12 protein-coding genes and 2 pseudogenes are annotated in these 20,056 nt (G+C 71.1%); 6 read left to right on the forward strand and 8 right to left on the reverse strand.

From position 1 onward, the window contains the following. From SSOG_RS58015 to SSOG_RS39730, 4 genes and pseudogenes are all read right to left on the reverse strand, one after another. Nucleotides 1-119 (reverse strand): hypothetical protein (locus SSOG_RS58015; RefSeq protein WP_215490557.1); only part of this gene is annotated, 119 nt, incomplete at its 3' end. Between the two features lie 84 nt (nt 120-203). Continuing rightward, nucleotides 204-1,776 (reverse strand): annotated as a pseudogene (locus SSOG_RS58025) (beta-ketoacyl synthase N-terminal-like domain-containing protein); the annotation flags it as partial. A 222-nt stretch (nt 1,777-1,998) separates the two neighbouring features. Next, complete coding sequence (locus tag SSOG_RS39725) at nt 1,999-4,782, reverse strand: AAA family ATPase (RefSeq protein WP_009719963.1); 2,784 nt, start codon at nt 4,780-4,782, stop codon at nt 1,999-2,001. Nucleotides 4,783-5,168: 386 nt separating this feature from the next. Then, a complete protein-coding gene (locus SSOG_RS39730; protein WP_009719964.1) occupies nt 5,169-6,038 on the reverse strand; it encodes a calcium-binding protein in 870 nt (289 codons plus the stop codon). A gap of 319 nt (nt 6,039-6,357) precedes the next feature. Here SSOG_RS39730 and SSOG_RS39735 point away from each other — a divergent pair. Further along, nucleotides 6,358-8,764: pseudogene (locus SSOG_RS39735) on the forward strand (ATP-binding cassette domain-containing protein). Between the two features lie 13 nt (nt 8,765-8,777). On the opposite strand, the gene SSOG_RS39740 reads toward SSOG_RS39735, so the two are convergent. Further along, entirely contained in the window at nt 8,778-10,205 is a 1,428-nt protein-coding gene (locus SSOG_RS39740; RefSeq protein WP_009719967.1) for a sugar porter family MFS transporter, read from the reverse strand. A 239-nt stretch (nt 10,206-10,444) separates the two neighbouring features. Here SSOG_RS39740 and SSOG_RS39745 point away from each other — a divergent pair, with 239 nt between their 5' ends. Then, a complete protein-coding gene (locus SSOG_RS39745) occupies nt 10,445-11,440 on the forward strand; it encodes a LacI family DNA-binding transcriptional regulator (protein ID WP_039939807.1) in 996 nt (331 codons plus the stop codon). A gap of 5 nt (nt 11,441-11,445) precedes the next feature. Here SSOG_RS39745 and SSOG_RS39750 read toward each other — a convergent pair whose 3' ends face one another. After that, entirely contained in the window at nt 11,446-12,138 is a 693-nt protein-coding gene (locus tag SSOG_RS39750; RefSeq protein WP_009719969.1) for a haloacid dehalogenase type II, read from the reverse strand. Here SSOG_RS39750 and SSOG_RS39755 point away from each other — a divergent pair. After that, on the forward strand, nt 12,121-12,756 hold the full coding sequence (locus SSOG_RS39755; RefSeq protein ID WP_245606678.1) for a CGNR zinc finger domain-containing protein: 636 nt from the start codon (nt 12,121-12,123) through the stop codon (nt 12,754-12,756). The genes SSOG_RS39750 and SSOG_RS39755 overlap by 18 nt on opposite strands. A 182-nt stretch (nt 12,757-12,938) precedes the next feature. After that, nucleotides 12,939-13,808, forward strand: a complete 870-nt coding sequence (locus tag SSOG_RS39760; protein WP_009719971.1) for an MBL fold metallo-hydrolase — start codon at nt 12,939-12,941, stop codon at nt 13,806-13,808. A 15-nt stretch (nt 13,809-13,823) separates the two neighbouring features. On the opposite strand, the gene SSOG_RS39765 is transcribed toward SSOG_RS39760, so the two are convergent. Then, on the reverse strand, nt 13,824-14,696 hold the full coding sequence (locus SSOG_RS39765) for an SAM-dependent methyltransferase (RefSeq protein ID WP_009719972.1): 873 nt from the start codon (nt 14,694-14,696) through the stop codon (nt 13,824-13,826). Between the two features lie 163 nt (nt 14,697-14,859). On the opposite strand from SSOG_RS39765, the gene SSOG_RS39770 reads away from it, so the two are divergent. Both SSOG_RS39770 and SSOG_RS39775 read left to right on the forward strand, forming a co-directional pair. Then, nucleotides 14,860-15,249: a VOC family protein gene (locus tag SSOG_RS39770; RefSeq protein WP_009719973.1), complete on the forward strand. Its 390-nt coding sequence runs from the start codon at nt 14,860-14,862 to the stop codon at nt 15,247-15,249. A gap of 320 nt (nt 15,250-15,569) precedes the next feature. Next, the gene (locus SSOG_RS39775) at nt 15,570-16,505 is read left to right on the forward strand and encodes a D-alanyl-D-alanine carboxypeptidase family protein (protein ID WP_009719974.1); all 936 of its coding nucleotides are present in this window, start codon (nt 15,570-15,572) and stop codon (nt 16,503-16,505) included. An 80-nt stretch (nt 16,506-16,585) separates the two neighbouring features. Here SSOG_RS39775 and SSOG_RS39780 read toward each other — a convergent pair. Further along, nucleotides 16,586-20,056: condensation domain-containing protein (locus SSOG_RS39780; protein WP_106516537.1), on the reverse strand; the 3,471-nt coding region annotated here is incomplete at its 5' end.

Below are 20,056 nucleotides of genomic sequence, written 5' to 3' on the forward strand. Positions count from 1 at the left end.
CGGTCTCGGCGGTCAGCGTGTCCAGAAAGCGACCAGTCCACGTACGGGGCGAGCGCCGCGTCGCACGCCTCGATCGACGCGCGGAACACCGCGGACGTACGCAGCAGCTCGCGCGCCATGCCCTCCCACTGCGACCCCTGCCCCGGGAACACCAGCGCCACCTAACCGTGGTCGCCCGCGACCCCCGTGACCAACCCCGGCAGCTCGGCCCCGGTCCGTAACGCCTCCAACTGCGGGTCATGGTCGAGCCCGAGGGCCACGGCGCGGTGCTCGAAGTGGGTGCGGGTACGGGCCAGCGACCAGCCGATGTCGTACGCGTCGCCGTCCCCGTCGGCCGTCGGCCGCTCCCGCAGCCGTCCGGCCTGGTCGCGCAGGGCCGCCGCGGTACGTCCGGACACCAGCCACGGCGCCAGCGGGATCACCGGCTCGTCGCTCTCCGAAGCCTCCGGCGCACCCTCGGCCGGTCCCTCGCCGAGCACGACGTGGCAGTTCGTCCCGCCCACGCCGAAGGAGCTCACCCCGGCCAGCAGCGGCGCGTCCGGCCACGGGCCGCACGCGGTCTGGACGCGCAGGTTCAGCGCCTCGGGGTCGATGCGGGGGTGCGGCTGCTCGTAGTTCAGGCTCGCCGGGATCTCCCGGTGCCCGGATGCTCAGCGCCGTCTTGATGAGCCCGACGATGCCCGCCGCGCCCTCCAGATGCCCGACGTTGGTCTTGGCCGAGCCGACGAGGACCGGCGAGCCCGCGGGCCGTGCGCTGCCGTACGCGGCGCCCACGCCCGCCGCCTCCAGCGGGTCGCCCGTCGGCGTGCCCGTCCCGTGCAGCTCCACATAGCGCACCTGCGCCGGGTCCACCCCCGCGTCGTCGCACGCCTGCCGCGCCACCGCGGCCTGCGCCTCCGCGCTGGGCACGGTGAGCCCGTCCGTGGCGCCGTCGTTGTTGAGCGCGCTGCCGAGGATGACCCCGTACACCGTGTCCCCGTCGCGTACCGCGTCCACCAGCGGTTTCAGTACGACGACCCCGCCGCCCTCACCGCGCACATAGCCATTGGCCCGCGCGTCGAAGGTGAAGCAGCGCCCGTCCGGCGACAGCCCGCCGAACCGCCCGGCGACCTCGGCGCTCTCCGGCGCGAAGTTGAGCGCCACACCGCCGGCCAGCGCCAGGGTGCACTCGCCCTTGCGCAGGCTCTCCACCGCCAGGTGCACCGCCACCAGCGACGACGACTGCGCGGTGTCGACCGCCAGACTCGGGCCGCGCAGACCCAGCGCGTACGACACCCGGTTGGCGATGACACCGCGGTTCAGCCCGGGCAGCGAATGCTGGGTGATCGCGCCGCCGCGCTGCGCCAGCGCCGCGTAGTCGGCGGCGATCGCCCCGACCATCACGCCCGTCGCGGTGGAGCGCAGCGTCTCCGGGACGATGCCCGCGTCCTCCAGCGCCTCCCAGGCCAGTTCGGCGAACAGCCGCTGCTGCGGGTCGATCGCCACCGCCTCGCGCGGGGAGATGCCGAAGAACGCCGCGTCGAACGCGTCCACCCGGTCGAGGAATCCGCCGTGGCGCAGCCCGTCCCGATGCCGTTCGTCCTCGTCCGGCAGCACCGCGTCCGGGTCCCAGCGGTCCGGTGGCACCTCGGTGATCGCACTGCGGCCCGCGCGCAGCAACTCCCAGAAGGCACCGGGGTCGGACGCCTGGGGGAGGCGGCACGACACGCCGGTGATTGCGATGGCATCAGTACCGTGAACAAGATCACTCGTCATGGTGGCGAGTGCCTCCCTCATCGCGCGCTGTCGAAAACGCCGGGCTGGCGTTCGTCCTGAGGGTCGATCGTCGGCTCCGCCACCCGCCCCTAGCTACCCGTAGAGCCCCCTAGGAGAAGGGCTTTGCCACGTGGCGGCGGAGAGACGGTGGCGACGGAGAGACGGTGGTGGCGGAGAGACGACACGTCCGCCTGCCCCGTCGGAGGACGGGACAGGCGGACGACGGCCCCTGGGGGCGATGGGTCAGGCGGATTCGTAGCTGACGGCGTGCGCTCCCTGGAGCAGCTGCTCGCGGTTTCTGATGCCCATCTTGCGGTAGACGCGGGTCAGATGCTGCTCCACGGTGCTGACCGTGATGAACAGCCGGTCGGCGATCTCCCGGTTGGCGTACCCCTGGGCGGCCAGCATGGCGACGCGCCGCTCCGATTCGCTCAGTCCGCCGAAGCCGCCCTGGTCCGTACGGTCACTCTCGCCGGACCCCGAGCCCCCTCGGGTGCCGATGCTCCGCGGCGTGGACGTCGGAAGCAACTCCTGGCACAGGGGCTCCGCCTGGCAGCTCTTGGCGAGCCGCCACGCCCGCCGCGCGGTCGGCCGGGCCCGTTTGTCCCCCAGCTGCTGGTACGCCCGGCTCAGATCGGCCAGCACGGCGGCCGCCTCGTACCGTGCGCCACTGCTCTCCAGCAGGCGGAACGCGTCCCGCAGAACGGGGGGTTGCTGAGCGGTCGGCTGGACCAGGGCCAGGCCGTGCAGGGCCATCCCGCGCGACCGGGCGAGCCCGGTGTCCGGCCTCGCCAGCTGCTTCTCGACGAGCCGGGCCGCCCGCTCCCGGTCGCCCAGCCGCAGCCACGCCTCCGCCTCGCCCAGCCGCCAGGGCGCCACGGAGGGCGTGTCGACGTTCCAGCGCCGCATCAGGCTGCCGCACCCCTGGAAGTCCGACAGCGCCAGATACGTGTTGCCGGTGGCGAGGTGGTGGCGGCCGCGCGCGTACAGATAGTGCAGCCCCGCGCGGGTGAGGAACAGCTCCGGCGGCGGCTCCGGCGCCAGATACCCAGCCGCCGCCTGATGATCGCCCATCGCGGTGTGCGCCTCGACCAGTATGGCCAGCGCCAGCGCGCTGCTGACGTTCCACCGCGGCCCGGACAGCCGGGCGTAGGCCGCCTCCGCCTGGTGCACGGCGTCCGCCAGCCGTCCGCGGCGCAGCGAGACGAGGGCGCCGACGCAGGCGATCTGCGCCCGCCACGCCGGGGCGTCATGGCGCCCCGCGTCACCCGCCAGATGGTCGTGCCACTTGGCCGCGGCGTCGAGCCGGTCCGCGTAGCACAGGGCGAGCAGCGCCTTCGGTAAGCTGCTGAGCTGCGAGGTCACCGCGTTCTGGCTGCTCTGGAACACCTGCTCGGCCAGGGCGATGGCGTACTCGTCTGCCCCCCGCTCCATCACCAGGGCCAGGGCGTGTCTTGCGCGCAGCTCGGAGTGGGACGTGGCCGGGGCGGCGGTGTCCGGCAGCGGACGGCTCAGCCGGTCGAGCACCCCGGGGACCTCCGAGGCCATGAGCATCCGCGTTCCGTGCAGCGCGGTCGCCATCTCCTCGTCGCCGTCGTTGAGATGGTCGACGGCCACCAGCGCCTCGTCGAAGCCGAGGTGGAACAGCATGCCCTCGGCGGCCCACAGCGCGTCGTCCCCCGTCAGCTTCCCCTCGACGATGGGTCCCTTGAGCGCGAGGAAGTGCGGGGCCGAGTCGGCGGGGCGCAACTGCCACTGACCGCAGGCGTACTGCGACTTGACCGCCAGCCGCTGCCCCTCGTCCACACAGCATTCGCGGGCCAGCTCCAGACACCGGATGCCCCGGTGGACATCCCCCTCGTCCAGGGCCTGGCAGGCGGCCTCCCGCAGCACGTCCAGCACCCAGTCCTCGTACAGCGGACCGACGCCGAGCAGCTGCGCGGCGACCGCCTGGGGCGGCGCCCCGCTGTCGTACAGCAGGCGGGCGGCGCGGTACCGCAGGTCCGTCGCCTCGCCGTGGGGCATCTCGCCGAGGACTGCCTGCCGAACGCCCGCGTGCCGCAGCCGGGCTCCGTTCAGCACGCCGATGCCGGTGAGCAACCGGAGGTAGCGCTTCAGCAGTTCCGTGTCGATGCCGCTCAACCGGCTGAGCAGCAGCGGCGTGGCCGCCTCGTCCAGCAGCGCGACACACCGGGCGAGCAGGACCGCGCGCGGGCCGATCCGGTGCAGATATGCGAGGACCGCCTGCTGGAAGACGGGCCCGATCGCCACCCCTCCCTCGGGCAGCGGCGCGGTCCCGTCGCCCTCCGACGGAGCCGCTCCCGCCGAGGATTCGGGCGCGGCGCGCAGCCGGTGCTCCTCGATGAGCGCCTGGGCGAGCAGCGGATTGCCACCGCTCAGGGTGTGTATCTCGGCGATGAACCGGTCCGCGGGCGGGGACGGTGCCAGCTCCCTGACGCCCGCCCGCGAGAGCGGTCCCAGGTGGAAGCGGCGCACGCTCGTCCGGTAGAGCAGGTCGTGCAGGATGCGCGGCGGTTGCTCCTCGACGGAGACTCCGCGCGTGAACACCAGCGCGAGAGGGAGCCGGTTGAGGCGCTGCGCCACGTAGCGCAGACAGGAGAGGCTGGCCGTGTCGGTGTGCTGGATGTCGTCCACGGTGATCAGCAGCGGACGCCGGGCCGCCAGGTCGGCGATGATCTGGTACGTGTGCTGCGCGACGGCCAGGGAGTCGCCCTGGGCCACCGGCGGGACGGAACGCGCGTCGATCGCGTGGAAGAGCTGGGCGAGCGCGCTGTACGGGACGTCGCGCTCGTGCGGCGAACTCACCACGCCGAGCACCGTGCTGCCCGCCGCGGTGGCCCGTTCCGCCAGAGCGTTGAGGACCGTGGTCTTGCCCATTGCCGTCGAACCGCTGACCGCGGCGATGGCCCCCCTGCCCCGCGCGGACTGCATCAGGAGATCATCGAGCTGATCCAGTAATTTTCTTCGTTCCACCAACACTGTTGAGCTTCCCCCTGTCGGCATCATTGATCACGAAGCCGGTCCCGTTTTCCCGCAGGCCGGGGAACGGAACGGACTCGTCAATGCTGGAAGTGCGCGACCTTCATTCGGTGACTATCCGGGCGGTAGGATATTCGGCGTGACGCCGCTGGACACCCCTTGAAGGTATTCCTAGGGAAATCTTAGTGCCAAGGCCCTGCGGTTTCCGGGAAGAAGCCCGGTCGCGTCTTTGCGGAGCGATGAATTCCTTGTGTCCGATGCCCGGATCATGAAAAGGCCAAAGCCGTAGAGAAACAGGGTATTTTGTTGTAGACACCTGTCACGCACCGGGACCAGAGGACATGGTCCTTGGGGTCATGAACACGGCGAAGGCCGCGGCGGTGACCGCCGCGGCCCCGGTGACGGCTCGTCCGTCAGTCCTGGTACACCTTGTTGGTGCCCGGTCCGCCGGAGAGCGTGTCCGTGCCCTTGCCGCCGTACAGGGTGTCGTTGCCGCTGTTGCCGTACATCGTGTCGTTGCCGTCTTCGCCGTACAGCGTGTCGTTGCCCTTGCCGCCGTATACGTAGTCGTTCTCGGACCCGGCGCGCAGGATGTCGTCTCCGTCGTCGCCGTACAGGTTGTCGGCGTCGCCGGTGCCCGTGAGGGTGTCGTTCCCGGCGTCGCCGCGGCACTCGTAGGAGCAGGCGCCGGTGATCGTGTCGTCGCCCTCACCGCCACGGACGCCCATGCCGTCGCCGCCGTCGATGCGGTCGTCGCCGTCCTCGCCCTGGAATGCATTCTGCCCGGTGCCCCTGAGGACGTCGTCGCCCGCGCCGCCGCGGAGCGCGGCGATCGTGCCCGCCTTGCCGTCGACCGTCGCGGTGTCGGCGCCGTCGCCCAGGAAGAGTTCGAAGGTGGTCGAGTCGTCCGAGCCCAGGGGCTCGGCGATGACGCACTGCACGACGGTGTGATCGGCCGCCGACGGGTACTTACAGGCGTCCCACTGCGCCGCCGACGCGTCGATGCCCATGCCGGACTGGTCGCGGAAGGTGATGAGGAAGTCGCCGCCGAACTGGGAGGGGTCGACGTCGATGTTCTCCGTGGAGACCGTCACCTTGTTGGTCTGCCCGGCGGCGGCCAGGTACGAGAGCACGCCGTCCTCGTGGGAGAGGGTGGCCCGGGTCGGCGCGGCCGCGGCGTCCGTCGTGGCCGCCGTGTCCGCGTGGGCGGCGGGCGCCCAGAGCGCGGCGCCGCCTAACGCGACGGCGAGTGCGGCGGTGGCGAGGATTCTGTGCTGAGCCATGCGGAGGTAACCCTTCGGGTAACTGGTGGATGATCACCGGCTTAGACGGGGCGCCGGGGGACGGGGTTGTGCCGGAAATCCCTCGTCAGGGGCCCGAGGCGAATATGTCACCGCACGGCTTCCCGGCGTTCCCCCGGAGGGCACCGAAGGGCAACCCCGAAGCGGAGGCCGGGCCGATCAGCGACCGAGCAGAGACCGATCAGAGATGGAGAAGCGCGATCGCACGAGAGCGAGACATACTGCTCGAAGCCGGTCAGGCCGTGCCAGGCGACGCCGACGGGACCGTGAGGGCGGCCCCCGTCCCACAGATGGAGAGACGATGAGCATGACGACGAAGACGGACACGCAGTCGCCTGCGCCGCACATCGCCGACAGCCATGACCTGATCCGTGTGCACGGCGCGCGCGAGAACAACCTCAAGGACGTCAGCATCGAGATCCCGAAGCGCCGGCTGACGGTGTTCACCGGTGTCTCCGGCTCGGGCAAGAGCTCGCTGGTGTTCGACACCATCGCCGCCGAATCGCAGCGGATGATCAACGAGACCTACAGCACCTTCGTCCAGGGCTTCATGCCGACGCTGGCCCGGCCCGAGGTCGATGTGCTCGACGGGCTGACGACCGCGATCATCGTCGACCAGCAGCGGATGGGCTCCGACCCCCGCTCCACGGTCGGCACCGCCACCGACGCCAACGCGATGCTGCGCATCCTCTTCAGCCGCCTCGGGCAGCCGCACATCGGCCCGCCCGGCGCGTTCGCCTTCAACGTCCCCTCGGTCCGGGCGAGCGGTGCGATCACGGTCGAACGCGGCAACACCAAGGCCGTGAAGGCGACCTTCAGCCGCACCGGCGGCATGTGCCCGCGCTGCGAGGGCCGGGGATCGGTCTCCGACATCGATCTCACCCAGCTCTACGACGACTCCAAGTCGATCTCCGAGGGCGCGTTCACCATCCCCGGCTGGAAGTCGGACAACGTGTGGACCGTGGGGCTCTACGCCCAGTCGGGCTTCCTCGACCCGGACAAGCCGATCAGCAGGTTCACCAAGAAGGAGATGCAGGCCTTCCTCTACGGTGAGCCGACCAAGGTGAAGGTCAACGGCGTCAACCTCACCTACGAGGGGCTGATCCCCAAGATCCAGAAGTCGTTCCTCGCCAAGGACCGGGAGGCGATGCAGCCGCACATCCGGGCGTTCGTGGACCGGGCTGTCACGTTCACCTCCTGCCCCGAATGCGACGGCACCCGGCTGAGCGAGGGGGCCCGGTCCTCACGGATCGGCGGAATCAACATCGCCGACGCCTGCGCGATGCAGATCAGCGATCTGGCCGCATGGGTGAGCGGGCTGACCGAGCCGTCGGTGGCGCCGCTGCTCGCCGCGCTCCAGCACACCCTCGAATCGTTCGGGGAGATCGGCCTCGGCTATCTCTCGCTCGACCGGCCGTCGGGCACGCTGTCGGGCGGCGAGGCGCAGCGCGTCAAGATGATCCGCCACCTCGGCTCCTCGCTCACCGACGTCACGTACGTCTTCGACGAGCCCACCATCGGCCTGCACCCCCATGACATCCAGCGGATGAACAACCTGCTGCTGCGGCTGCGGGACAAGGGCAACACGGTGCTCGTGGTGGAGCACAAGCCGGAGACCATCGCGATCGCCGACCACGTGGTCGACCTCGGCCCCGGCGCCGGTACGGCAGGTGGCAGCGTCTGCTTCGAGGGCACCGTCGAGGGGCTGCGGACCGGTGGCACCATCACCGGCCGCCACTTCGACGACCGGGCCGCCCTCAAGAAGGCGGTGCGGACGTCCACCGGCACGCTGCCGATCCGTGGCGCGACGGCGCACAACCTGCGCGACGTCGATGTCGACATCCCGCTCGGCGTGCTGGTCGCCGTCACCGGCGTGGCGGGCTCGGGCAAGAGCTCGCTCATGCACGGCTCGCTGGTGGGCAGCCCGGAGGCCGCCGATGCGGGGGTGGTGGCGATCGACCAGGCCGCGATCCGCGGCTCCCGGCGGAGCAACCCGGCGACGTACACCGGGCTGCTCGAACCGATCCGCAAGGCGTTCGCCAAGGTCAACGGCGTGAAGCCGGGGCTGTTCAGCGCCAACTCCGAGGGCGCCTGCCCCCAGTGCAACGGCGCCGGGGTCATCTTCACCGACCTGGGGATGATGGCCGGTGTCTCCACCACTTGCGAGGAGTGCGACGGGAAGCGGTTCCAGGCGTCGGTGCTGGACCACCGCCTCGGCGGCCGCGACATCAGCGAGGTGCTGGCGATGTCGGTGGCCGAGGCCGAGGAGTTCTTCGGTGCCGGTGAGGCGCGTACCCCGGCCGCACACCGCGTCCTCGGCCGCCTCGCCGACGTCGGGCTCGGCTACCTCAGCCTGGGCCAGCCGCTCACCACGCTGTCCGGCGGTGAGCGGCAGCGGCTCAAGCTGGCCACGCACATGGCCGAGAAGGGCGGCGTCTACGTGCTGGACGAGCCGACCACCCGGTCTGCACCTCGCCGATGTCGAGCATCTGCTCGGCCTGCTCGACCGGCTCGTCGACTCCGGTAAGTCGGTCATCGTCATCGAGCACCACCAGGCGGTGATGGCGCACGCCGACTGGATCATCGACCTCGGCCCCGGCGCGGGCCACGACGGCGGCCGGATCGTCTTCGAGGGCACCCCCGCCGACCTCGTCGCCGCCCGCTCCACCCTCACCGGTGAGCATCTGGCGGCCTACGTGGGCGCCTGACCTGCGGAGGGCTTCAGGAGAAGCGGGCGCGCAGCTCCGCCTCGAGGACTTCGAGGGTGCGTCCCCGGGTCTCGGGGACGTACGCCTTCACGAACGCGAGGGAGAGGACGCCCGCGGCCACGAAGAGGAAGAAGGTGTTGGAGATCCCCATCGCGGACACCAGCGACGGGAAGACCAGGCCGATCGCGAAGTTGGTCAGCCACAGCACCACGGCCGCGATGCCCATCCCGAACCCGCGCATGCGCGTCGGGAAGATCTCGGAGAGCATCAGCCAGGTGACCGGCGATATCGCGCCCTGCTGGAAGGCCAGGAACGTCACCGTCATGGCCAGCACGGCGAAGGCACGCACCGTGCCTTCCGGCAGGACGAGCGAGAACACGCCGATGAGGAGCAGGGCGCAGACCGTGCCGAGCTGGCCGGTCATCAGCATGGGGCGGCGGTTGACCCGGCCGAGCAGCCAGATGCCGACGAACGTGGCGAGGACCGAGATCACACCGTTGGCGATGTTCGCCGTGAGTGCGCTGTCCGAGGTGAATCCGGCGTCGGTGAGGATCTGCGTCCCGTAGTACATGATCGTGTTGACGCCGGTGATCTGCTGGACGATCGCGATGCCGAACCCGACGAACATCAGCTTGCGCATCCACGGGGTGGCCTTCATGTCCTGCCAGCCGCCGAGCTTCTCCTGCTCGTCCTTGACGGCGAGCGCGGACACCTCGCTCAGCTCTGCCTCGGCCCGGGACTGCGACCTGACCTGCTTGAGCACCTCGAAGGCTTCATTGAAACGGCCCATGGAGGCCAGCCAGCGCGGGCTCTCCGGCATCACCAGCATGCCGAACCACAGCACCACGGCCGGAACGGTCGCGATGACCAGCATCCACCGCCAGACACCGCCGGACTCGCCGCCCACCCGCGCGATGACCGCGTTGGAGGTGAAGGCCAGCAACTGGCCACTGACGATCATGAGTTCATTACGGGTGACCAGCGCGCCACGCCGCTCGGCGGGGGACACCTCCGCGAGGTAGACCGGCACGGTAACCGAGGCGCCGCCCACCGCGAGACCGAGCGCGAACCGCGCCACGATCATGATCTCGGTGTTCGGCGCGAGCGTACAGCCGAGCGTGGCCAGGAAGAACACCACGGCCAGCAGCAGGATGTTGCGCCGCCGCCCCCGTGCGTCCGAGAGCCGCCCTCCGGTGACCGCGCCCAGCGCCGCGCCCAGCAGCAGCGAGCTGGTGACCATGCCCTCGGTGACGGGGGTCAGGCCCAGGTCGTCGGTCATATAGGGCAGGGCGCCGTTGATGACACCGGTGTCGTAGCCGAAGAGGAGCCCGCCGAAGGTGGCGATGATCGTGATGACCCTCAGCCGCCGGTTCACCGCCGACGGGGCGTCGTCGATGGGCGGGGCGGGGGCGGGGCGTGCTGCGTCGTCCCTGACGTCCATGGTCAGTCCTTTGCCGAACGGGGTGACGGAGTGACGGCTGTCGCGCTCTACTAGCGCGCTCTAGTGCGAGTACGATGTCCCTTGTCCAAATGTCATGTCAATAGGCGGTTGCCGTAAGTTTTCGTATGTGCCGAGGCGTGTCGAGGTGCACCGACCGAGGCGAGCGGGAACGACGTGAAGCGTGGGGCGGCGGGAGAGTGGGTTCATCAGTGGACGGAACGGGCAAGCAGCGCCCCACGATGGCGGACGTCGCCGCGAAGGCGAAGGTGTCCCGGGCCCTGGTCTCGATCGTCTTCCGCAACCAGCCGGGGGCGAGCCAGAAGACCCGTGACCGGGTGCTGCGCGTCGCCGACGAGATCGGCTACCGCCCCGACAACGCGGCCCGGCTGCTCGCCCGTGGCCGCAGCCGCACCCTCGGCGTGATGCTCACCGTCCACAACGCGTTCCACGCCGACCTCGTCACCAGCGTCTACCCCGAGGCCGAGGGGCTCGGCTACGACGTCCTGCTCGCCGCGACCGCTCCGGGGCACGGCGAATCCCATGCCGTCGAGTCCCTGATCAGCCACCGCTGCGAAGCGGTGATCCTGCTCGGCCCGGACGCGCCGACGGCGGACCTGGACGCGCTGGGGCGGCGCACGGTCGCCGTCTCGGTCGGCCGCCGCGTACCGGGCGCCCGGGTCGACAGTGTCCGCAGCTCGGAGGGCAAGGGCGTCCGCCAGGCCATGGACCACCTGGTGGAACTCGGCCACCGCCACATCGTGCACATCGACGGCGGCCGGGGACCGGGCTCGGCGGAGCGCCGCCGCGCCTACCGCGCCGCAATGCGCCGCCACGGTCTCGACTCCGGGGTGCGGGTGATCCCCGGTGCCCATACGGAGGAGTCGGGCATCGCGGCGGGACATCTGCTCGTGGCCGAGCGCGACCGCGGACACCCCCTGCCGACGGCGGTGCTGGCGGGCAACGACCGTTGTGCGATGGGCCTGTTGATGACGCTGGCACGGGCGGGCATCGACGTCCCCGGCGAGGTGTCGGTGGTGGGCTATGACGACAGCCATCTGTCGCATGTGATGCCGGTGGGCCTGACCACGGTCCGTCAGGACGCCGTGCGCATGGCCCGGTACGCGGTGCGGTTCGCCGTCGAGCGGCTGGGAGACGGTGCGTCGGAGAAGCCGCGGGAGGCGGTGCTGGACCCGAAGCTGGTGGTACGGGACACCAGCGCGCCGCCCCGGCCGTAGTCCCGCTACCGCGCCGTCAGCGCGGTGATCAGGTCGTCCAGCCCGTCGAACCACCCGTCGAAGACATCGGAGCCGGTCGGCGGATCCCCGACCGGTCGCCGGACGTAGGCGGTCCGCAGGCCCGTCGCCCGGGCGCCGCGGAGGTCCCAGGCGTGGGCGGCCACCATGAGCACGCGTTCCGGTGCACATCCGGCGGTGTCGATGGCGAGCCGGTAGACCTCCGGTGCCGGTTTGTAGGCCGAGACCGCTTCGGCGGACAGGGCTTGGTGCCAGCGCAGCCCGGCGTATGCGTTGAGCCGTGGCAGAGCGGTGCGGCCGGCGTTGGAGAGCCCGAGCACGGGGAAGTGCCGCGCGAGCCGTTCGAGCCCGGCGACAGAGTCGCCCCAGGCGGGCAGGCGCTGCCCCGCCGTGGCCAGCCGGGCGATGGTTGCCGGATCCGTGAGACCGGCATGGTCGGCCACGTGTGCGGCGGCCTCGGCGTCGATGGTCTCGGTGTTGGCGTACGCGCCGTGGCCTTGCGCGATGCGTTGCTGCTCGCGCTCGACGTGTTGCTGCCACATGGCGAGCAGCGCGTCGACAGCGTCGTCACCGGACGCGGGCAGCGCTTCGCGCAGGGCCGCGCGGAGCCCACCGGGTTCGTCGACCAGAGTGCCGAGGACGTCGAAGACGACGACCTCGATATCGCGGATCTCGGCCATGCGCGTGGTCCTCCCGGCGTCACTGGTTCAGCAGGTGACGACCTTGCCACCGGCCGCGTCACCGGTCAAGATGGTGACGTGGATTTCGCGTTTGTGAGCGGCGACCCGGCTCTCGATCTGGCAGGCACCGTGCGGTCGCGTCGAGAGGAGCCTTTCGACGTCCTGGCCGCGCCCGCGGACCTCGAACGGTGGGTGGCCCAATGCGATGCGCTCCCCGACCGGGTCACCGCCGACGTGGCAACCTTCGAATCGGCGCTGGCCCTGCGAGAAGCCATCTACCGGCTCGCACTCGACCGTGTACTCAAGCGGCCCTTCGACCCGGGCAGCCTCGCGATCCTCAACGACACGGCCGCCGGGCCGGTGCCCACGCTCGAACTCCACGACGCGGGGCTGCGGATATCGGGCGACCTTCCGGCGGTGCTCTCCCATATCGCCCGGAGCGCCATCGCCGTGCTCGCCGATCCCGACGCCTGCCTCAAGGAGTGCGGGCGCGGTGGCTGCACGCGCATCTACCTCGACCGCTCGCGTGGCGCCCGGCGTACCTGGTGCGGGATGGACGAGTGCGGCAACCGCGTCAAGGCGGCGGCCTATCGAGCGCGCAAGCGGGCCGCGACCTGACGGCGATAGCCATCCAAAATACCGCAAATCGCCTACGCGCGGTCGGGCCGTGAGAGTGGCCCGGGGACCGAAATACAAGATTGGCAGGGCCTACCGATTCCGGCTCCGGGTCGGATATCCATGAATGAGCGGCCCGGTCTGGGCCGCTCCTCCCCTGTTTCCCTCCGGAAGGAGTCCCTGCCATGGATGGCTGGTACGTGGACGATCGTTGTACGAACTGCGATGTGGCCCGCCAGCTCGCGCCCGGGCTGATCGGCGAGGTGGAAGGAAAGTCGCGGATCCTGCGGGCGCCGAAGGACGCGGCGGAGACACGGCGCCTCCACGCCGCCGTGTTCGCCTGTCCCACCCGCTCGATCCGCCCGGTGTCCGGACGGCCGGACCCGGCGCAGGACCCCTTTCCGATGGCCCTGGACGACGCCGTCATGATCTGTGGGCACAACTCCCCGCACACCGCCGGGGCCAACTCCTACCTGCTCCTGCGGCCGTCCGGCACGGCCATGATGGTCGACACCCCTCGCTGGAGCCGTGAACTCGCCACGCGCTACGCGGAGTCGGGCCCGATCACCGATGTGCTGCTCACCCATCGCGACCACGCCGCACACGGCCGCCGCTACGCGGACCATTTCGGCGCCCGGCTGTGGATCCACGAGGGCGACCTCGACGCCGCACCGGACGCGGACCAGGTGATCCGGGGGATCGAGCCACGGGAGATCGCCGAGGGGGTCACGGTCCATCCGCTGCCCGGCCACACCCGGGGCAGTGTGCTCTACCTCGCCGATGGCCGGTACTGCTTCAGCGGCGACAGCTTCTACTGGTCGCGCACGACCGGTGATCTGGCCGTGGCGGACAGCGTGACCTGGTACTCCATCGAGGAACTGGCCCGCTCCCTGGACAGGGTGGCCGGGCGGCTGCGCTTCGAATGGATCCTGCCCGGCCACGGCGACCGCCACCGCCTGACCACTGATCAGATGTCCCGGCGGCTGGGAGCCCTGGCGGACCGCACCGGCTTGCTACGGCCCCGGCCGGTCGACTTCAGCGCCGTCCGCTGGTGAGGTGGCGGGCGTACGTCAGGAGAGCTCTCGGGGCTGGATCCTGGCGACCCCGCCGTAGGTCCACACCCGATCCGGGTCGTAGCCCAGCCCGTTTTCCGGCCGTGGTACGGGGCCGAGTCCGGGATGCCACTCCGGCAGCCGTACGACTCCGGGCTCCACCGGACGCGTGCCGTCGAACAGTTGGAGGACGTCCGCGTAGCCCCGCAACACCATGGGCGCGGCGACGTTGCGTTCGGCGTAGACGGCGGCCCCGGCGGAGGTGGTGGGGGAGTAGTCGCCGGTCGCGTGGGACATCGCCAGATAGCTGCCGTCCGGCAGGTCGTCGCAGTACGTGCGGATGAGGCCCGCGGGGTCCGCCTCGTCCGGGACGAAGTGCATGATCGCGGAGAGGATCAGCGCGATGGGCCGGTCCCAGTCGAAGACGCCCGCCGCGCGCGCCTCGCCGAGCACCGCGGCGGGCTGGTGCAGATCCCCGTGCCGGTAGGCCACGCGCCCCGCCGGTCCGGACGTCAGCAGGGCACCGGCGTGGGCGAGGACGATGGGATCGTTGTCCATGTACAGCACCCGGCAGGTCGGATCCACCCGTTCGGCGACCTCGTGCAGATTGGGCGAGGTGGGCACCCCCGTGCCCAGATCGAGGAACTGCCGCACCCCCGCCGTTTCCGCCAGGTACCGCACCGCACGGTGCATCCACGCCCGGTTCCCCCGTGTGCTGTCCCGCACCTGCGGCGTCCGGCGCAACACCTCCTCGGCCGCCTCCGCGTCGACCGAGTAGTGGTCCTTGCCGCCGAGGTAGTAGTCGTACATGCGGGCGGGGTGCGGCCGACCCGTGTTGATCTGCTCGGGCGCGAAGCCGAGTGTCTGTGGAGTCTGGCCATCGGCGGGCATCGGTGCTCTCCTCGAACCTCGTACGTGCAAGGGTGGACGTGCGGTCCTGCGTAGGTTATGCGGTCCGCACCGATCCGAACGTCCGTTCCTTCCGTTCTCCAGGGAGTGGGGCAGACTTTCCGTCAGGGGGCGTGACCCCGCTATGCGACTGGGAGGTCCCGACATGGCCAGTAAGTTCACCGAGCTCGCGATCGACTGTGCCGATCCCCACGCTCTCGCCGGGTTCTGGTGCGCGGTCCTCGGCTACGAGGTGCAGGACGAAGAGGACGGAGTTGTCACCATCGGCTCCCCTGCGGTGCCCGAAGGCAGGAACCGCCGTGGCCCCGTGCCACCGACCTTGACTTTCGCGCGCGTACCCGAGGGCAAGACCGTCAAGAACAGGCTCCACATCGACGTCAACCCCACCGACAGGGACCAGGACGAGGAGGTCCGTCGCCTGCTCGGCCTGGGGGCCCGACATGCCGACGTCGGCCAGAAGGGCGATGAAAGCTGGGTCACGCTTGCCGACCCGGAGGGGAACGAGTTCTGCGTCCTCGCGAGCCGCTGCCCCTGATCGAGGGGCAGTCCAGGGTCGTGATCAGGGTGATCACGCGCCCCGGCGGCCGCGACCCCGAAGGTCCAGGACATCCTCGACCACCTGCCCGACGATGTCGTCGCCCCATGCGGAGGCGTACGTCGACGGGCAGGACGTGACCGAGCAGAGCCCGTACCCGTGGGCCGAGGGAGGCATGATCTCCACCCGCAAGCGGGGGCGACAATTCGGAGTGTGCCCGCAGCAGGGGCTGACGGCCCGGCACCCCCGGGCTGACCTGGGGTTGAACACAGTGAGACGATGCGCCCGCCGAATCGATGTTCTACTGAAACGGAGGGCGAATGCATAAACGGCGTGGAACCGTGACCCGTCGCTGGAAGGTGGCGGCGGTCGCGTCCACGGTGGCCGTGGCGATCGTGGTCCCGGTGGCGGTGGCTCAGGCCTCACCCGAACCACCGGAGGTCAGCGCCAAGGGCGCGTATCTGCTCGACACCGGTTCCGGCGAGGAACTGATGGCCAAGGGCGCCGACACCAAGCGTCCGATAGCGAGCACTACGAAGATCATGGCCGCGCTCGTGGTACTCGAGACCAAGAACGTGGATCTCGACAAGCAGGTCACCGTCAAGGAGGACTACCGGGACTACGTCACCAAGTCCGAAGCCAGCACGGCGGACCTGCAAACCGGTGACAAGCTGACCGTCAATCAGCTGCTGTACGGGATGATGCTCCCGTCGGGCTGTGACGCGGCGATGGCGCTGGCCGACACGTTCGGCACCGGCGACACCGTGGCCGAGCGCACCAAGTCGTTCGTCTCCAAGATGAACGCCAAGGCGGAGGACCTGGGGCTCACCAATACCCACTACGACTCCTTCGACGGTGTCTCGGCGAGCAGCGGCAACTACTCGACACCCCGTGAGGTGGCCGAGCTGACGCAGCGGGCGATGAAAAACGCCACCTTCCAGAAGGTCGTCAAGTCGGTGTCCACCAAGCAGGAGGCACCGGCGGCCAACGGCCGTACCCGGTACTACTCCTGGGACAACACCAACCGCATCCTGGGCTCGTACAAGGGCGCGGTCGGGGTCAAGACCGGGACCACCACCCCTGCCGGTCCCTGTCTGGTGTTCGCCGCCAAGCGCGACGGCCGCACGGTCGTGGGAGTCATCCTCAACGACGCCGCGGACCGCTACCCGGACGCGCAGAAGATGCTCGACTTCGCCTACGACGCCGACACCCAGGTGAAGTGGCGCAAGCTTCCCAAGGACGCTCAGCGGGACTGACCGTAAGGCCCTTTGGGAGGAGAGCGCGGTGCCCCGGCCGGGTGGTTTCCGGCCGGGGCACCGGTGTGTTCAGCCGGTGTTCAGCCCTCGTCGCCGACCGTGTGGCCGAGCAGATGAAGTGGCGCGGCGCTCACCCCGGCCGCCTCGAGCGCCTCCCAGTAGGCGTGTGCATGGGAGGCGTCCACCAGCCCGTGGACCAGCGGCAGGCCGGGCACGGCGGTGTGCAGCAGGGATTCGAGCCGACAGGAGGCGACCGTACCCGGCAGCCAGGACTGTTCCGCATAGCCGGAGGCGGCGGCCGGTGGCAGATCGTCGGCGATGTGCCGCTCGGTGGCGCCGACCGCGAGCAGCCCGCCCCCGACGGCCAGCACATCGCGCCGCCCGCGCATCCGGTCGAGGGCGCGTGCGGTGTCGAAGCAGTGCGGGAACGAGTCGTCGACCACGACGGTCCCGGCGCGCAACCGGTCGACGTCGAGGACGGCCGTACCACCGCTGACGGCCGTGACGATCAGATCGGCCTCGTACACCACGTCGGGCAGCCCCGGGGCGGACTCGGCCGTCTCCACCGGCCCGGCCAGCCCGTTGCCGCGCAGCTCCGCGCCGAGCGCGCGCAGACGGGGCGCGCTGCCCGCGACGTCGCACAGCACCAGGCGGGCGGGTGGGCGCGGGGCGCCACCGAGGAGCAGATGGAGGGACGAGGTGCCGATCGAGCCGAGCCCGACCATGGCGACGGTGAGGTCCGCGAGATCGTGTCCCGCCGCCGCGAGCGCGGCATGGACGGTCTTGACCACGGATACGGCGGTGGCCGCGTGGCCGGTGGTGACCGTGGCCGCCCCGCTGGTGGCGCGCGCCACCTCGAATCCGTAGCCGGTGTGCGCGGGGATCATCCCGGCCAGCGAGACGCAGCGCGCGCCGAGGGAGGCGGCGTGTTCGACGGCGCGGGCGGTGTGCCCGGTGAGCCCGTTCCCCGGGGCCAGTTCGTCGGCGAACAGCGGCAGCGATACGAACGCCGAGCGGCCCAGCGGCGTGCTGATCTCCTCCAGCAGGCGGGGCCCGCCGTCCGGGAAGAGCAGGGCCCGCAGGTGTTCACGGGGCAGCTCCTGGGCCGGTACCCCGGCCAGCGCCGCCAGGTGTCCGGGGGCCGGGAGATAGCCGACGAGCGCGGCATCCGCCTCCGTGCGGGGTGAACGCGAGGTACGGCGCGGGCGCGATGCCACGGCCCCGGTCAGCTCGTCCCGCAGGGTACGGGCGAACGCCTCCGTGGCCGCCGCGTCGAGGGCGGTTGCCGATGCCCGCACGGTGACGCGCAAGCCGTCCCCGACCGGCCGGACGGCCAGGAACACATCGGTGCCCACGGGAGGCGGGGCGAGTTCCGTGTCGTGGTGATCCCAGTCGAGCGTCAGGGACCCGATGGTGGACGGGCCCAGGGCGGAGAAGTCGAGGTAGCTGAAGAGGAACTGCGTGGCCCTCGGCAGGCCGTGGCCGTCGCCGGACGGCTCCCTACTGGTGGCGTAGGCGCGTGCGGCAGTGGCCTCCTCGGCGACGCGGCGCAGATCGTCGCGGAACGACGTGGGCGTGGTGTGGTGGCTCTCCTCCGCCACCGCCGGGCGCAGCGGTACGGCGGCGGCCAGCGGGCCGAACAGTCGGCTGATGTCGGGCAGCGCGTGGTCGCGTCCGGTGACCGCGAGCCCGAGGACGAGGTCCCGTTGTCCGGTGAGATCGGCCAGGGCCCGGTAGTACGCGGTCAGGACGGGGGCGTACGGCGTGGCGCGGACGGCGGTGGCGAGGTGGCGCAGCCCGGCCGTCACCTCGGCGTCGAGGGTGAAGCCTGCCGACCTGAACTCCGCCTGCGCCGCGTCGCCGCACCGCAGGTCGGGCCGCTCGTACGGGGCGTCGTGACGGGCGCGCCAAGCGGTGGCCGCCGGGTTCGGGGCCGACTGCCCGAGCAGGGTGACGTAGTCGCGGAACGTGCTGCGCAGCGGCGGCAGTTCGGGCTCCTCGCCGCGGGCGAGGCGGTCGTAGACGGTGAGCAGCTCCCGGCCGAACAGCGCCGCGCTGTAGCCGTCGCCGATGAGGTGATGGGCGTGGACGACGAGCGTGTGCTCGTCGGGGGCGAGGGTCAGCACCCGCAGGCGCAGCAGCGGCCAGGCCCACGGTTCGAACCGGCGGCGGCGTTCGTCGGCGACCCGCTCGTCGAGCAGTTCGGGCGACGCCAGTGTCTCGAAGTCCACCGGGAGCCGCAGCGCGGGCGGCAGCTCCTGCTGCACCGGCGGACGGGCGCCTGCGGGAAAGACGGTACGCAGCATGGGATGGCGGACCACGAGCGCGTCGACGGCGCGCTGAAACACCTCGGCCCGCAGCGGGCCCCGGAGCCGCAGCCGGGCGAGCCACGCCGAGCCGGACCCGGGCGCGATGGCCTCCGCGACCAGGAACCCGCGCTGGGTAGGGGTGAGGGGGTACGGCGTGATGTCCGCCCCGGCGGGGGCGGCGGGGGTCTGCTGAGTGCTGGTGGTCTCGTCGATCGCGGTGGCCAGCGCGGCGAGCGTGCTGTGTTCGTAGATGACCGTCGGCCTGGGCAGGGTGGTGTTCAGCCGTGCCCCGTCGTGTGTCTTCTCCAGCCGGGCGAACACCTCCAGGACGAGGATGGAGTCGCCCCCGAGCGCGAAGAAGTCGTCCTCGCGGCCGACTTGCGCCACGCCCAGCACCTCGGACCAGATGTGGGCCAGGATGCGTTCGGTCGGCGTGGCGGGCGGGGCTTCGGCTGTCGCCGCCGTGGTGTCCGTAGTCGGGGCCGCTGCGTCGAGTCGGCGTCGGTCCACCTTGCCGTTGCCGGTGAGGGGCAGCGCATCGACGTACTGGAAACGGGCCGGGAGCATGTAGTCCGGCAGTGTGCCTCGCAGATGGGCGCGGAGTCGTGCCGGTTCTGGCCGCGACCCGCCCGGCAGGGGCTCCACGAAGGCGGTCAGGCGGCCGTGCTGGTGCAGTACGGCCGCCTGCGCGACGCCGGGGTGGGTGTGCAGCACCGCCTCGATCTCGCCCGGTTCGACCCGATGGCCGCGGATCTTCACCTGGTCGTCGAGGCGGCCGAGGAACTCCAGTACGCCATCGGGCCGCCTGCTGACCCGGTCGCCACTGCGGTACCAGCGTCTGCCGTCGCGCTCGGTGAACGCCGCCGCCGTCCGCTCCGGGTCGCCGAGATAGCCCGGCGTCAGCCCCATGCCTCCGATGAGCAGTTCACCGGGTTCGCCCCGGGCGCAGCGGTGTCCGTCCTCGGCCACCACCGCCACCTCGGTGCCGGAGATGGGGAGTCCGATCGGCAGTCGGCGTACCTCGTCGCCGGGGCGGGTGTCGATGAGGTGGCAGGTGGCGTTGATGGTGGTCTCGGTGGGCCCGTACAGGTTCGCGATGCGGTGGCCGGGTCCGAACAGGTCGTACCAGCGGCGGACATGTGCGGCAGGCAGCGCCTCACCGCCGACGTGGATCCAGCGCAGCGCCGAGAGGTCGGGCCGCGGCGCGCCGCGCCGCACCCGGTTCTCGGCGGCGGTGAGCAG

This window comes from Streptomyces himastatinicus ATCC 53653 (assembly GCF_000158915.1).
GTDB classification, from domain to species: Bacteria; Actinomycetota; Actinomycetes; order Streptomycetales; family Streptomycetaceae; genus Streptomyces; species Streptomyces himastatinicus.